The following is a 13,649-nucleotide window of genomic DNA, read 5'->3' on the forward strand; positions in this document are numbered from 1 at the left end:
CTGCCTCCCGGCAAACGTTGCGAATCAATGACACAAAGCCGTATCTTTGTTCCAGAGCCTAGCAATCGCTCGCCTCCGTTGCATACCCCGGGGCGGGGCCCAAGCCCCCGAAAAGTCGGCAGCGACCCCGCCGAGGATTGATACGATGCCGCCAATCATGCAGTCCGAACCGGGCTCTGCCAGTGCCGATGCGCTCACCGACCTCGATCGCACCATCTTGGACACCGCGCGCAGCGTGTTCGAGACCTACGGCGTGCGCCGCGCCAACATCGACGACGTCGCCGCCCGGGCCGGCGTCAGCCGCAGCACCATCTACCGTCGCTTCCCAACCAAGGAGAACTTGTTCGCCCACGTCGTGCGGCGCGAGGCGGGACTGTTCTTCAGCACCCTGGATCGGGCGACGACGGGCTGCGACCAGCAAGAGGCGGTGATCGAGGCGTTCGCGCTCGGGGTGCGCCTGGTGCAGGACTCGCCGCTGTATTCGCGGATCGCCGAAAGCGAGCCCGAGCTGTTCGGCATGTTCTCCCGGTCGCAGGCCTTCCCGATTCGCCAGTTCGCCGACGGCATCGCCCATACCCTGCGGCGGTGCGGCGCCGACCTGGCTGAGCCCGACCTGGACAACATCGCCGACATCCTGCTGCGCGTCGCCCTCGGCATCATCGTCTTTCCCACCGACCGGCTCGACACCTCCGACCCGGCCGCGGTGCGCGAGTACGCCGCGCGCTATCTGGTTCCGATCATCGGCAGGCCCGGTAACGGGCCTCGAATTGTCGGCCCGCTGCACTAGCCTTGAGCCGTGGCTGGGAGTTCTGCGGCTCCGCGGACCCGGTATGCCAGTTGCGGCGAGATCGACATCGCCTATCAGGTCTTCGGCGATGGGCCGATGGACCTGCTCATGCTGCCGGGCCCGCTGATCCCGATCGACTGCGTCGACCTCGAGCCCTCGATGTACCGCTTCCATCGCCGGCTCGCGTCGTTCTGCCGGGTGATCCGCTTCGATCAGCGCGGGATCGGCCTGTCGTCGCGGGTTCCCTCGCTGGACATGCTCGGCCCGGAATCGTGGGCACAGGATGCGCTCGCGGTCATGAACGCGGTCGGTTGCGAGCGAGCCACTGTCTTCGCCCCGGGTTTCACCACGCTGGCCGGGGTGGTTCTGGCCACCGACCACTCCGATCGAGTGAACAGCCTTGTCATCGCCAACGGCGCGGCGCGCACGCTGCGGGGTCCCGACTACCCCATCGGCGCTGAGCTCGACGCCGCCGATCGTTTTACGTCGATCGGCATGGAGCCGGACGCCGTCGAGCAGGGTTTCGACATGCTCGGCATCATCGCGCCTTCCGTGGCGGATGACGCCGCATTCCGCTCGTGGTGGGACATGGCCGGCAACCGGGCCGCGTCACCCAGCATGGCCCGTGCGTTCATCAACAAGGTCAGGGAGGGCGATGTCCGAGACCGGCTGCCTCGCGTTGCGGTGCCGACGCTGATCCTGCATCGCGACAACCCCGGCTTCAGCCCCGTCGAGCACGCGCACTACCTCGCCGAGCACATCGCCGGATCGCACCTCGTCGAACTGCCCGGCGAGGACGCCCTGTACTGGGTCGGCGACACCGCGCCCATGCTCGACGAGATCGAAGAGTTCATCACCGGGGTGCGTGGCGGCACCGACGCCGAGCGCCTGCTCACCACGATCGTGTTCACCGACATCGTCGGCTCCACCGAGCGCGCCGCGGCGCTGGGTGACCACCGCTGGCGCGACCTGCTGGACAACCACGACAGGATCGTGCGCCACGAACTGCAGCGCTTCGGCGGCCGCGAAGTCAACACGGCCGGCGACGGATTCGTCGCAACGTTCAGCAGCCCGAGCGCGGCGATCGCCTGCGCCGACGCCATCGTGGACGACGTTCACGTGCTGGGCATCGAGGTGCGGGTAGGCATTCATGCGGGCGAAGTCGAGGTGCGCGGCGCGGACGTCGCGGGCATGGCCGTACACATCGGCGCGCGGGTGGCGGCACTCGCCGGGCCCAGCGAGGTACTGGTGTCGTCCACGCTGCGTGACATCGTCACCGGCTCGCGGCACAGGTTCGGTGACCGCGGCGAGACCGCGCTCAAGGGCGTGCCCGGTTACTGGCGGTTGTACGCCCTGGTCCGCGAGCACGCCGTCGTCCGCCGGTAACCAGGCGGCCAATTCGCAGCGGTCGAAGCGTCGGGGGCCTCGGCGTAGGCTGCGGGCGGGGACTTACCGGAGCCGAGGCTTCGCGGCTTTCCATTCGATTTCTGGCGTCTGGCTTGGCATTTGATCGAAGGAGTACGCATGACCGACGTGCACATCTCGCTGCCTCCCGCGCTCCGGCGAGCGCTGGACCTGCTCATCGACCCACCGGCCGATCCCGACGTGAGCCGGGGTTATCTCGATCTGCTCGGCACCGGCGCGGCCCACGACGACGCCGTCGAGAAGAACACCGGGCCGATCCAGGCGGCGTGGGCGTCACCGCTCGGGTCGATGCTCTACGACAACGCCCAGGCGCTTTCCCGGCGCTGGATCAGTGCGTGGCAACTGCCGCTGGAGTGGTTGGACGTTCCGCGAGGCGGCATCGCGCTGGATGTCGGCTCGGGTCCGGGCAACGTCACCGCGTCGCTGGCACGTGCCGCCGGCCCGGAGGGGCTGGGCCTCGGGGTCGATATCTCCGAGCCGATGCTTGCCCGCGCCGTGCGCAATGAGGCCGGGCCGCAGGTCGGCTTCATCAAGGCCGACGCGCAACGGCTTCCGCTGCGCGACGGCACTATTGACGTCGCGGTGTCGACCGCGGTACTGCAATTGGTGCCGGATCCGGCGGCGGCCCTCGCCGAGATCGCTCGCGTGTTGCGGCCCGGCGGCAGGCTCGCCGTCATGGTCCCGACCGCCGGGCGGCTGGCCCGGTATTGGCAGTTGCTGCCGAATGTCGGGGCACACGCGTTCGGTGACGACGAAATCGGCGATGTCTTGGAGGACAACGGTTTTGCCAGCGTGCGAGTGAAGAACTTGGGCACGTTCCAGTGGGTGCGCGCCAAGAAAGGCTGACCGCCGGCCGGGCGCCCGGCCCTCAGTCCGGCGACTGCGCGACCAGAGCGAGCCGGTCCATCGACTCGCGCAACATGTCGGCCGTCGTCGCACGGGCCCGCTCGAGGCGGGTGGCGTCGGCCAGCTCCGTCCAGTCGTAGGTGTGGGTCACCGTGGTCAGCTCGGCGTTGACCGGGCTGAGCTCCCAGCGCCACAGGTGGCCCGGCGGCTGCTTGTTGGGTTCTGCTGGGCGCCAAGCGATCTTGCTGCCCTCGACGAACTCGGTGACGTGATTCTCCCGCACCGCACCGTTGGTCAATGTGGTCTTGAAGATATCGCCGACCCGATGAACGCGCTGGCCGGCGGCGGCCGACGCCAGGTTGTTGTTGCCGTCCCAGCTCGGCTGGCGCGACGGGTCGGCGATCAGTTCGAAGATCCGCGCGGCGTTGGCCGACATCACGCGGGTGGCGCTGACGACGCGATCGAGTTCCGTATCGGACATGGTGCTATCCAAACACGCCGGGCCGGTCGATGCGCTGGTGACTTTGGGCCGGGCGTTGAGGACCTTTGGCCATCGCCGCGCCGGCGCGCGCGTGCGACGGTGGTCGTGCCGGGACGACCCGGTGGTCTGTCCGAAGTGCAGAGAGCCTAGTCCGGGCTCCGACCAAGTGAGCCACCGCAAGGGCCTGCTTGACCCACCGTCACCACGGGGTTCTGCCTTCGGACAGACCTTCAAGCCGTTCACCCCATCCGGGGCAGCGCCTCGATCGGTCCGGACAGCGCCGCCTTGACGTAGCGGGTGTCGTCATCGGCCAGCACCTCGGTGTCATCCGCCTCGATGCCGTCCACGATCGCGCGCGCCACGTGGCGCGGGTCGTTCTTCGGTGCGTCAAAGCCTGTGGTCATCTCGGTGTCGGTGAAGCTGAGGTGCGCGGCGACCACCAGGGTGCCCTGCTTCTCGAGCTCGAGTCGCAGCGAATTCGTCGTCGACCACAGGGCGGCCTTGGAGTCGCCATACCCGCCGGATCCCGGCATCCACGACAGGATCGAGGCGATGTCGACCAGTGCGCCACCGCCGTTGTCGGCCAGGATCGGGGCGAACGCCTTGGCGACGCGCAGCGCGCCGAAGTAGTTCGTCTCAAAGACCGCCCGGACCTCGTCGATGTCGCTGGTGAGCAGGCTCCGGGCGCCGAGAACACCGGCGTTGTTGATGACGATGTCGGCGTCCGATGCCGTGGCGGCCAGCGCGGCAACCGAATCCGCGTCGGTGACCTCCAATTCGATGCTGACCACGCGTGGGTCCGGGCTAGGCTGCGGCGCCCGGGCGGTGGCGTAGACCTTGGCCGCGCCGCGGTCCAACAACTCCGCCACGATGGCCTTGCCGAGCCCGCGCTGCCCACCGGTGACCACCACCGTCGACCCCTTGACGTTGACCATGATCTCGCTCCTTTGACGTAGGCAAAACTACTTTGCTTGCGTCACGGTAATTGACCGCGCCGACATAGTCAACTAATATTTGCCTATGTCTTGTCCGTGGGTTGCGTCACAGCGATACGGGTGCGCCGCGGCGCCCGGGAGCCTGGCCCTGGTCCAGGACTTCCTGAACACGAGGGCCATCGACGGGTACGGCCCAGACCTGTTGGCCGACCCGAAGCTCGCCGCCGACTGGGCGGCCGCCGCGGTGCGCGCGTGGTCGGCCGGGCGCGGCGCGGACCTTCGGCCCCCGGAGCTGGGCGAGGCGGACCTGGCCAGGCTTCGCGCCGTGCGTGCCGCCGTCGAGCGGCTGGTGGACGGCGAGCCGCCCAGCGGGCGCGGTCCCGGCGGCGTTGCGGCACGCTTCGCGCTGGCCGGGTCCGGTGAGGTGCGGCTGGATCCCGCAGGCAGCGGCTGGCGCTGGCTGGCGTCGGCGTTGTGGGGCGAGATCCTGTTGAGCCAGCACGCCGGCACCTGGCGGCGGATCAAGCGCTGCCAGAATCACCGGTGCGGGTCGGCGTTCTACGACCGCTCGAAGAACAACAGCGGGGTCTGGCACGACGTCAAAACGTGCGGCAACGCCGTCAATCTGCGGGCCTCCCGGGCCCGGCGGCGCGAACGCGATCGGGCGGCGGCGTCAGGCGTTTCGCCAGCGCAGGCGGTACCGGTAGTAGAGCCCCCGTCGGATGCGGGCCCCCGGTAGGACGTCTTTGGCTGTCTGCCGGATTTCGGCCAGGCTTTCGCGGGGATCCGCGACCGCCACGCCGATGTTGCGGGTTTCCCGGTGCAGTCTCGACCCGGCGCGCACCGCCGGTAAACACAGACCGGCCCACACCCAGTCGGCGACGCTCTTGTTGGCGGACAGTCCGACCACCGCCAATTCCCCTGCTGGACACAGCATTTGGCGTGCCTTCCACAGTGCGTCGCGCAGCGGCAGACGGTGCAGGCTGGCGACGAAGGTGATGACATCGAACGAACGCTCGCCCCGCTCGAGATCCTCGAAGCGCCGCAGTTCCGCCGAGGCGTTACCGAGCGCCTGCAGTCGCTGCGAGGCACGCCGCACCGATGTCGGGTCGGCGTCGATCCCCACGACGCTGCATGACACCGCAGCTAGCCGCGCGGCCAGCAACCCCTCGCCGCATCCGACGTCCAGGACGTCGCCCCGGTGTTGGGAGGCGATGCCGACCAGCCAGGGGTGATAGGCGGTGTTGTGGTTCCAGTAGTCGTCGTGCTTCGCGTAGTCATCCACCGTCGACCCAGTCTGCCCGACCGGGCCGTCAGCAGCGTTCGATGCCTTTGGGCATCAGGCGCGGGACCGGGTCCACCGGGCGCCGCCCGCTTCTGAGCACCGCCTGCACTACATCGAAGGCGCGCGCCTTCAGCGGCGCGACCACGTCGAAAGTGGCGGGAGCCTGGCTGACCCAGGCCGGAAGTGTTGCCACGATGTATTCCTCTGTTCTTTCGGCATGTGCGCCGATTCAGTCAATTGCACTGCAGCCGTTTTACGGCGGCGCCGCGCCGGGGTAAACGTCACGAAAAGCCGGTTTGTGGCCTACGGCACATTCGTGACGCAACGATGGGCACGCAACAGTGCGTTCAGTGAAAACCCTTGAACCGGCGCAGATAACCCGGTAATCGGTGTGCCGGTACCGCCTTCGGCCAGTCGTCGGGGCGGAAATACGCGTCGGTACCGCCGTCTACGAATACTACACTGCCGCAGAGAAAATCGGCGGCGTCCGACAGCATGAAGCACATCCAGTCCGCCATGTGTCCCGCGTCTCCGAAGCCGCCTACAGGGACAGGGAACGACCGGACGGCCTTAGCCTGCCTCGGGTCCGACAACTGCTCCTGCAGAAGTGGTGTCATGATCGCGCCGGGAGACAGCGCGTTCAGGCGCACGCCCGACCCGGCCCACTCCGGACGCACCGCGTGTCGCCGCACCCACCGGCTGACCGCGATCTTGGACGCCCCGTACATCATCGTCGGCGCGGCCGGACCCAACAGCCGCACCGTTCGCACCGCCTTGTCGGCGTCGTGGGCAAGCAACGCTCTGACCGCACGACGCGGCACCGCAGGTATGGTGGTCGTCGAATTGCTGCCGACGACAACGACTTTCGCGCGTTCGGCGGCGGCCAGCGCGGCACGCCAGGCGGCAAGCAGTTCGACGACCCCGAAGTAGTTGACCGCAGCGATCCGGCGGATGCGGTCGCGACCGGGACTGGGCCCCAGGCCGGCCGCCAGCACGGCACCGTCGAGCCTGTTGCCCGAGAGCTCCAGGACGCGCTCGGCCGCCGCATTGCGCCCGTCGGGCGTCGACAGGTCGGTGACCACGTCGGCGTCCTTGATGTCGACGCCGATGATGCTGTGCCCGTTGTCCCGAAGCCGCCGGGCGGTCTCGCGGCCCATCCCGGAAGCCGACCCGGTAATGGCATAGGTCCCCATTGACTCCTCCGTTCTCACGGCAGTATGCCCGGGCGACGGGCCGCTGAGACGGGCACGGCCCAGCCAGTGGTCGCACTGTTAAGTTGCCAGGATGCATGACCAGACGCCCTGCATCGATTTCAGCCAGCTCGAGTCGGTTTACGCGCCGCTGGCCGAATCGGTCCGCCGACTCCTCGACATCAGCATCCGCACCGAAGCCGGGCCGACGGCCGTGGCGGCGGCGATAACCAGAATCGACAGTGCGGCAGACGAATTGAGCGATGACCTGCTGCCCGGACCGTTCGGCGTGCACCGCACACCCGACGGCCAGACCATTGCGTGGGGCAACGCCGTGGTGGGTCTGCGGAACCCGGTGGCGCCGCCGCTGGTCATCCATCACGATCCCGACGGCCCGGTGTGGTCGGAGTTCGTGCTGGGCGCCGCCTACGAAGGCCCGCCGGGCACCGTTCACGGCGGGGTGTGCGCCCTGGTGCTCGATCATGTGCTCGGCGCGACGGCGCATCGACCCGACAAGCCCGCGTACACCGGCACCCTGACCCTGCGGTACCGGCGTCCCACGGCGCTGGGGCGGCGACTGCGGGCGGAGGCTCGCGTCGAGCGCGTCGACGGGGTCAAGATCTTCGCCGTCGGCCACCTGGCCGACGAGGACGGCGTCACCGTGGAAGCCGAGGGCGTCTTCATCCAGCCCAAGGACACGCGGGCATGAGCCCCGGCGCCCGGCGGGCCGGTCAGCTGCCCGCCGCGGCCTTCTCGACGTCGAGCAGCTGCTCGCCGCGTCGTTCCTCGTCGTAGGCCTTGCGCCCACCGCGCAGCCCGAACAGTCGTTTCGAGAACAGCAGGTAGATCACCGCGGCGACGTTGATGGTGAAGGTCACCACCCGGGTCATCGTGATGCCCTTGGCCAGGTCGTGGATCTCGAGCGGCAAGAAGACCGAGGTGGCGATCACCGCGAAATACTCGCCCCAGCGCTTCAGCAGCCACAGGCCGACCCCTTCGACGACCTCGATCAGGGCATAGCCGGCCAGCATCAGGGTGAGCAGGGCCAGGGTGGACGGCTTGGCGGCCAGCGCCTTCTCCAGTTCGTGCACGATGGTCATCTGGTCGACCTTGAAGCCGGCGGTGCGAAAGATCGGCAGGTCGCGATCGAGGGTGGCCTGGATCGCGCCGCGCGCCCCGCGGAACTTCCATACCGCGTAGGCCGCCAGCGCGATCACCACCGCCCGGAACAAGCGTTCCACCGCGAGGATGCGGATGATGATGGCCTGACGTAACGCCTTGCCCCGCATGATCATCGGCGCGTCCTCGGCGCGGCCGCGTCCGTGGGGCTCGCCGACGGTGAATTCGCCGCACCGCAGGCAGCGCCACACTTCGCCCAGCCCGGTTTTACCGCTCAGCCGGTCGGCGAGGGACTGGTCGTCGGGTGCATACGTGACGTGGCCGGCAACGGCGCAGGTGACCAGCTCCCACCGGTTGTGGCGGCGTTCTTTCCCCATGGCCGGATCATTCATGGCGGGCGGTCGGCCACGCAAGGGGGCGCGCACGATGTGCGTCAGAAGCGCGGCTCGCTGCGCGGGCACCGGGCGGTGGGAAGCACCGACCCGAGGAGTCCGGTGAGCTCGGCGACTCCGATGTCATCGAGCCGGGCCACCGCGGCGACGATGTCGTCACGCAGCGGCTCGTCGCAGAAGGGTTCGGCAAGCCAGCCGAACTTGTCCACGACGCGTTCCCAGGACATCGGACGGGTGGGTGATCCCTCGTAATCCGACTGCTCGCGGCTGAACTTTCGCCCGTCGTTCGCGATCACGCGCACGCGCGCCGCCGTGCGTTGCGGATAGTCGGCGGTCAAATCGTCGGCCGGCCTGACCTCCACGCGCGACAACAGATCCTGGACGTCGCTTCGCAGAACACGTTCGTTCTCAAGCTGTTCGGGGCCGACGCCGCCGTCGAGGAGGGCGACCGCGGTGAGGTACTTGAGGTTGTAGTCGGCCTGCTCCTTGGTGATCGGATGTTCTTTGTCGCCGTACGCGCCCCCACCGGCGAAGTCGTACGCCCCCTGGAAGACCTCGAGGACCACCCGCGCGACATCCGCACCGCGCAAGCCGTTCTCGGCCCGAACGGTCAGCACCGCGTCGATCACCACCTGGCCGTGGATGAGAGAGCAGTACTGCTTCAGGTAGGTCTGCTCGACGCAGCGCAGGCTCCGGTCGCCGGCGTGCAGATCGATGGGCTGATCGAACAGCTGCACCAACCCGTGTGGGCCCTCGAACAGCGACTTGGGCCCGGTGATGCCGCGCGCGGCCAGCATCGTCGTGTACACGGCGCGCATGCCGGTGATCGCCGGCGAGATGCCCTTCCAGTTCGACACCGGTTCGGCATGGACCGTGGCCAGCGACACGTTGTCGGCCGCCGCGGCGGCGATGGCGTTGGCGGTCTGTTCGGCGCTCAGCCCCAGCAGCTTCGCGCTGCCCGCCGCAACGGACATCGACAGCTGCAGCGCGTGGTTGAGCCCGCGCGCCATCACGGGAACCTGTGCGCTGAAACGGCATTGGATCTCGTAGGCGACCGCGAGCGCCAGCAGGAAGTCGGCCCCGCTGGCCCCGGTGTGCTCGGCCACGGCCAGCATGGCACCGACGTTGTCGGCGGGATGGCAGAGCCCGCCCACGGTCAGATAGGTGTCGAGCAGATCGGGATAGCGCACCAGCACCGCGTTGAAGAACGCGGCCTGGTCCACCGACGCCCGCCCACCGCCGACCAGGGTGGCCGTGGGGGCTCCACCGAACTGGGCGGTGTGGTCACGGATCGTCGGGATGAGTTCCCCGTCCAGGGAACCGACGGCGCACGCAAGGCTGTCGAGCACGTTGCGTTTCAACAGCGCGCGCGGCGGCCCGGTCAGATCCGCCTGCCGCGCGCCGACGACGAATTCGGCCAGCTCGTCCACAACGTAGTTATGTGCCACCACTTTTCGCCTCCTAGCTGCTACCGCTACTGAAACCCAGCGATGAGGCACCGTCCAGGATCAATCTCTTATGAGTAGTTGGAAGAAGTTCTCACCGCACGCCGGCACCGGGATCGAGGACTCCACGGTGAGGATCGTCGGACGGAGTCCACCACCGCCGCGTGGGAGGGGTGAGCCAATGACGTCCGCGCGCAACCGTCAGCAGCGAGCTCGCGACACCGCGCACAACGGCCCGGTCATCGTCTTGACGATGTAGCAGCGACCACGTCCACAGCGGTATCGGGTCGGCGACGGGACGCAGTCCCAGCCGGGGTGGGAGTGCCGCGGTGTGGCGCTTCGGTGACGCGAGCACGGCAGTTCCGATCTTGCGTACGTGCGAGTAGAACGCGTCACCGGTGATGCCGCCGTCGTTGATTTCGATGACACGTGCGCCGGTGTCGGCGGCAAACTCTTTGGCGAACCGGTTCCACGACGACCATGCCGACTCGTCGTCATCGACGAGCACGCTGACATGCTGTGCGCCAACCGGGTCCGAAGAGGTAGCTCCTGGAATGACCGCGCGCAACGGTTCGGCGCGTAACAGGTGGGCGGTCAACTCCCGCTGCTTGACATGCCCACCGGTGATCCACGCCAAGGCGAAGTCGAGGGTACCCTCGGCCACCCGGTCCGCTTGCACGTGTGAGGGCAACACCCATTCGTCGAGGCGCAGGGCCACCCCGGATCCCACCAGATTGCCGATGTCATCGGGTAACCAGCTGACGTAACCCAGCCGCAGCGGCGAACTGTGTGCGGCCGTTCGTTGCAGCCGATGCTTGGCATCGTCGGCCAGTGACAGGATCCGGCGCGCGTCCGGAAGAAACGTACGGCCGGCTGCGCTCAACCGGACGCTTCGCCGGTCGCGCACCAACAAATCACTGCCCACTTCCCGCTCCAGCGCGATGATCTGTTGCGACAACGCCGGTCCCGAAATGTGCAGGCGTTGGGCGGCGCGACCGAACTGCAATTCATCTGCGACTGCGACGAAATAGCGCAGCTGCCGCAGTTCCATGTGTCGAGCTTAGGTGTCCTCACCTGCACTAGGAAGCGCGACCTATCGAGCCGCCGTACGCCGGTTCGGCCAGGGCGGAGCTGCCGAGATCGTGTTTCTGGTGGGCTGCTTCTCGATGGTCGCCGTGACACTCAATGCGTTCGATGCCGGCGTGCCCGGACGCGACGACGCATAGCGCCGTTCGTGGGTTCGCTCAGGCGCCGCGGTCGTTGATCCGCTCGACCGCACCCGGCTGCGGTCGCGATCCGCTGAGTGCGGTCGTCTCGTCGGTCAGGTGTTTTCCGATGTCCCGGATCTGTCGCGCGCTCAGCGCGCACAGCGGATGTACGGCCACCATCATGGCGACGCGTCCCCGGTCGTCGAAGACCGGCGCGGCGATGGTCACCACGGGTTGCTTCCGGCGGCCCGGGTTGTCGTCGGAAAGGAACCCGATGGTGGTGAACTCGACCAGCAACTGGTCCATGATGTGGCGCACCGGAGTCGGCATCTCGCTGCTGTCCAAAGTGCCGACCGCCTGCACGGCCTGCGCGAGCGCGGGCGTCGTCCAGTCGACGTCGAATCCCCGCTGCCGCGTGTGCGCCAACACCTGCTGCAGGCGCTGCGTGCGGTCGGGACTCCCGCCCGCGCCACGCCGGATCCACGCGAGTTGTTCGTCCTCGGTGTCCCACGCCGCCATCGCGACGCCGAACGGCGGCGCGTACGGAATGCGATCGCCCGGTATTCCCGATGGCTGCGTGGCGGGTTCTCCCTCAAAGGCGGTGACGACCAATGAATCACCGAACTTCTCGACCACTGAACAGGCGTAACCGACTTCGCGGGAGAGTCGTAGCGCGGCGGAACGCGCGGCGTACGCGAGGGGCCGGGCGGTGTCGGTACGGGCGGCCACCACGGCGAGCGCGGGACCGAGGGCGAACGTTTTCGCGACCGGATCTCGACTGGCCCACCCGCGGTCACACAAGGTCTTCAGAATCGCGTGCGCGGTTGCTTGGGTGAGGTCCAGCTCCCGCACCACGTCGGAGAAGCGCAGCCGGGCGGTTGGAGACCGCGCCAGCAGCTCAACAACGTCGAGCACCCGGGCGGTCGGCGCTGACGTCGATCCGCGAATTGCTTGACTCCTCTGGAACAGCGTTTTTACAGTTGTACGAAAATTCGAGGTCCTATATCGATTATTCGAGAAGGCTACCGCGTTGCGTGCTGTCGTGTTGCTGGTTGGCCGATGACCGGTTCGCAAGCCGCCGAACCCCGGACCAACCGTCCGTCCGAATGGAGGCAACCAGTGACCGCACACGATGACCGGCAAGACATCTCCGAACTGCTGGTGCGCTATGCCACGGGGATCGACCGGCGCGACTGGACGCTGTTTCGCACCGTCTTCACCGACGACTGCCGACTGGACTACGGCGAGATCGGCACCTGGGACGGCGTCGACGCCGTCGCTGATTTCATGGAGCAGGTGCACGCGCTGGCGGGACACACGCTGCACCGCCTGACCAACCAGGCCATCACCCTCGACGGCGACAAAGCCACCGCATGCACCTACGTCGACGGCCTGATCATGTCCGGCGACAACAACTCTGGTGTCAACGCGATCGGATTCTACGACGACGACATCGTCCGCACGCCGGCGGGATGGCGCATCGCCCGCCGGCGCTACACGCAGGTTCGCATCACGACGATCGGAGGCGGATAAATGACATTCGCGACGAAATACGGCCCCTGGGCATTGGTGGCCGGCGCCTCCGATGGTGTGGGCGCGGCGTTCGCCGAAGGGCTCGCCGAGCGCGGCGTGAACGTGGTACTGCTGGCGCGCCGGCAAGCTGTGCTCGACCGCGTCGCGGACGACATCGAGACAAAGACGCCGGCGCAAACCCGTACCCTTGCAATCGATCTCGCTGAGCCGGGCGCCGCCGCGGCGGTCGCCGCGGCAACCGGCGACTTGGAGATCGGCACGGTCGTGTACTGCGCCGGTGCCGACCCCAATTTCGAGCCCTTCCTTGCCAATCCGATCGAAGCGGCCGAGGCGATGGTGCAACGCAACTGCATGGTGCCCATGCAGTTATGTCACCACTACGCACCCGCGATGGTGGAGCGAGGCAGCGGCGGCATCGTCATCTTCGGTTCCGGGGCCGGGCTGGCCGGCGGGGCGAACATGGTCGCCTACGGCGCATCGAAGGCGTTCGACATGGTCTTCGCCGAGGCGCTGTGGGCCGAACTCCACGACAAGGGCGTCGACGTGTTGGGCCTCATCCTGGGCAAGACCAACACACCGGCATTGCGCGAACTCGAATACGCCCGCGGTCTGATCGGGTCCCCCGACGAGGTGCCTCCAGACGCGGCGGCCGTGTCCGACGTCGTCGCCGAGGCGTTCGAGAACCTCGGCAACGGCCCCACCCTGATGGTGGGCGACACCATGCGCGCCGCGGCGCAGCTGTTGGCATCGCTGAGCCGCAAACAGGCGGTTGAGCTGTTCGCGCAGGCCGCCGCGGCGGCCATGGGACCAGGCGCATAGCCGCAACCGGCGGGAACTTCGGGCGTTCGCTGTGCGTCGTATGGATGTCGGCGAGGTTTGCCAAAGTTCCAAATCAGGGCAACCTAACTTTTGCGTCCGCGATACCCTGGGCAGCAAATATGGGTTCGGATGCGCCGCTGTGTTCGCGAACCCGCCGCGTTGCTGACCCCCGCCACTGCGGGTA

17 protein-coding genes are annotated in these 13,649 nt (G+C 67.9%); 8 read left to right on the top strand and 9 right to left on the bottom strand.

Annotation, left to right across the window (positions count from 1 at the left end):
- Positions 1-157: 157 nt before the first annotated feature.
- The 3 genes from MTY59_RS07005 (at position 158) to MTY59_RS07015 (ending at position 3,058) form a co-directional block, all read left to right on the top strand.
- Complete coding sequence (locus MTY59_RS07005) at positions 158-787, top strand: TetR/AcrR family transcriptional regulator (protein WP_221045031.1); 630 nt, start codon at positions 158-160, stop codon at positions 785-787.
- 9 nt (positions 788-796) lie between these two features.
- A complete protein-coding gene (locus MTY59_RS07010) occupies positions 797-2,173 on the top strand; it encodes an adenylate/guanylate cyclase domain-containing protein (protein ID WP_221045032.1) in 1,377 nt (458 codons plus the stop codon).
- Positions 2,174-2,311: 138 nt separating this feature from the next.
- Positions 2,312-3,058: a methyltransferase domain-containing protein gene (locus MTY59_RS07015; RefSeq protein ID WP_221045033.1), complete on the top strand. Its 747-nt coding sequence runs from the start codon at positions 2,312-2,314 to the stop codon at positions 3,056-3,058.
- Positions 3,059-3,080: 22 nt separating this feature from the next.
- Here the strand turns inward: MTY59_RS07015 and MTY59_RS07020 are convergent, their stop codons facing one another.
- Entirely contained in the window at positions 3,081-3,539 is a 459-nt protein-coding gene (locus MTY59_RS07020) for an SRPBCC family protein (RefSeq protein WP_221045034.1), read from the bottom strand.
- A 239-nt stretch (positions 3,540-3,778) separates the two neighbouring features.
- The gene (locus MTY59_RS07025; protein ID WP_221045035.1) at positions 3,779-4,474 is read right to left on the bottom strand and encodes an SDR family oxidoreductase; all 696 of its coding nucleotides are present in this window, start codon (positions 4,472-4,474) and stop codon (positions 3,779-3,781) included.
- Positions 4,475-4,622: 148 nt separating this feature from the next.
- Here MTY59_RS07025 and MTY59_RS07030 point away from each other — a divergent pair, with 148 nt between their 5' ends.
- Complete coding sequence (locus MTY59_RS07030; RefSeq protein ID WP_221046299.1) at positions 4,623-5,213, top strand: CGNR zinc finger domain-containing protein; 591 nt, start codon at positions 4,623-4,625, stop codon at positions 5,211-5,213.
- Here the strand turns inward: MTY59_RS07030 and MTY59_RS07035 are convergent.
- From MTY59_RS07035 to MTY59_RS07045, 3 genes are all read right to left on the bottom strand, one after another.
- Positions 5,148-5,759, bottom strand: coding sequence for a class I SAM-dependent methyltransferase (locus MTY59_RS07035; RefSeq protein ID WP_221045036.1), 612 nt, complete (start codon positions 5,757-5,759; stop codon positions 5,148-5,150). The two genes, MTY59_RS07030 and MTY59_RS07035, sit on opposite strands and share 66 nt — an antisense overlap.
- 28 nt (positions 5,760-5,787) lie before the next feature.
- Positions 5,788-5,952: a hypothetical protein gene (locus tag MTY59_RS07040; RefSeq protein ID WP_221045037.1), complete on the bottom strand. Its 165-nt coding sequence runs from the start codon at positions 5,950-5,952 to the stop codon at positions 5,788-5,790.
- Between the two features lie 154 nt (positions 5,953-6,106).
- A complete protein-coding gene (locus tag MTY59_RS07045; RefSeq protein ID WP_221045038.1) occupies positions 6,107-6,952 on the bottom strand; it encodes an SDR family oxidoreductase in 846 nt (281 codons plus the stop codon).
- Between the two features lie 91 nt (positions 6,953-7,043).
- Between MTY59_RS07045 and MTY59_RS07050 the strand changes: the two genes are divergently transcribed.
- A complete protein-coding gene (locus MTY59_RS07050) occupies positions 7,044-7,658 on the top strand; it encodes a PaaI family thioesterase (RefSeq protein ID WP_221045039.1) in 615 nt (204 codons plus the stop codon).
- 22 nt (positions 7,659-7,680) lie between these two features.
- On the opposite strand, the gene MTY59_RS07055 is transcribed toward MTY59_RS07050, so the two are convergent.
- From MTY59_RS07055 to MTY59_RS27635, 3 genes are all read right to left on the bottom strand, one after another.
- A complete protein-coding gene (locus tag MTY59_RS07055; protein ID WP_221045040.1) occupies positions 7,681-8,445 on the bottom strand; it encodes a DUF2127 domain-containing protein in 765 nt (254 codons plus the stop codon).
- Between the two features lie 56 nt (positions 8,446-8,501).
- Positions 8,502-9,890: an MmgE/PrpD family protein gene (locus MTY59_RS07060; RefSeq protein ID WP_221046300.1), complete on the bottom strand. Its 1,389-nt coding sequence runs from the start codon at positions 9,888-9,890 to the stop codon at positions 8,502-8,504.
- A 109-nt stretch (positions 9,891-9,999) separates the two neighbouring features.
- On the bottom strand, positions 10,000-10,956 hold the full coding sequence (locus MTY59_RS27635) for a LysR family transcriptional regulator (protein WP_221045041.1): 957 nt from the start codon (positions 10,954-10,956) through the stop codon (positions 10,000-10,002).
- A gap of 13 nt (positions 10,957-10,969) precedes the next feature.
- Between MTY59_RS27635 and MTY59_RS07070 the strand changes: the two genes are divergently transcribed.
- On the top strand, positions 10,970-11,131 hold the full coding sequence (locus tag MTY59_RS07070; RefSeq protein ID WP_221045042.1) for a hypothetical protein: 162 nt from the start codon (positions 10,970-10,972) through the stop codon (positions 11,129-11,131).
- Between the two features lie 18 nt (positions 11,132-11,149).
- Here MTY59_RS07070 and MTY59_RS07075 read toward each other — a convergent pair whose 3' ends face one another.
- Positions 11,150-12,028, bottom strand: coding sequence for a helix-turn-helix domain-containing protein (locus MTY59_RS07075; RefSeq protein ID WP_221045043.1), 879 nt, complete (start codon positions 12,026-12,028; stop codon positions 11,150-11,152).
- A gap of 204 nt (positions 12,029-12,232) precedes the next feature.
- On the opposite strand from MTY59_RS07075, the gene MTY59_RS07080 reads away from it, so the two are divergent.
- Together MTY59_RS07080 and MTY59_RS07085 are read left to right on the top strand one after the other, a co-directional pair.
- Positions 12,233-12,646 (top strand): nuclear transport factor 2 family protein, encoded by a 414-nt coding sequence (locus MTY59_RS07080; protein WP_221045044.1) that lies wholly within the window; start codon positions 12,233-12,235, stop codon positions 12,644-12,646.
- Positions 12,647-13,465, top strand: coding sequence for an SDR family NAD(P)-dependent oxidoreductase (locus MTY59_RS07085; RefSeq protein ID WP_221045045.1), 819 nt, complete (start codon positions 12,647-12,649; stop codon positions 13,463-13,465).
- Positions 13,466-13,649: the final 184 nt, after the last annotated feature.

Origin of the sequence: Mycobacterium senriense (assembly GCF_019668465.1) — a bacterium.
Taxonomy (GTDB): domain Bacteria; phylum Actinomycetota; class Actinomycetes; order Mycobacteriales; family Mycobacteriaceae; genus Mycobacterium; species Mycobacterium senriense.

Excerpts from the sequence above, each read along its gene's own strand:
- MTY59_RS07005 (WP_221045031.1), top strand. The coding sequence starts at position 158 with ATGCAGTCCGAACCGGGCTCTGCCAGTGCCGATGCGCTCACCGACCTC.
- MTY59_RS07015 (WP_221045033.1), top strand. The coding sequence starts at position 2,312 with ATGACCGACGTGCACATCTCGCTGCCTCCCGCGCTCCGGCGAGCGCTG.
- MTY59_RS07020 (WP_221045034.1), bottom strand. The coding sequence starts at position 3,539 with ATGTCCGATACGGAACTCGATCGCGTCGTCAGCGCCACCCGCGTGATG.
- MTY59_RS07025 (WP_221045035.1), bottom strand. The coding sequence starts at position 4,474 with ATGGTCAACGTCAAGGGGTCGACGGTGGTGGTCACCGGTGGGCAGCGC.
- MTY59_RS07045 (WP_221045038.1), bottom strand. The coding sequence starts at position 6,952 with ATGGGGACCTATGCCATTACCGGGTCGGCTTCCGGGATGGGCCGCGAG.
- MTY59_RS07050 (WP_221045039.1), top strand. The coding sequence starts at position 7,044 with ATGCATGACCAGACGCCCTGCATCGATTTCAGCCAGCTCGAGTCGGTT.
- MTY59_RS07055 (WP_221045040.1), bottom strand. The coding sequence starts at position 8,445 with ATGGGGAAAGAACGCCGCCACAACCGGTGGGAGCTGGTCACCTGCGCC.
- MTY59_RS27635 (WP_221045041.1), bottom strand. The coding sequence starts at position 10,956 with ATGGAACTGCGGCAGCTGCGCTATTTCGTCGCAGTCGCAGATGAATTG.
- MTY59_RS07085 (WP_221045045.1), top strand. The coding sequence starts at position 12,647 with ATGACATTCGCGACGAAATACGGCCCCTGGGCATTGGTGGCCGGCGCC.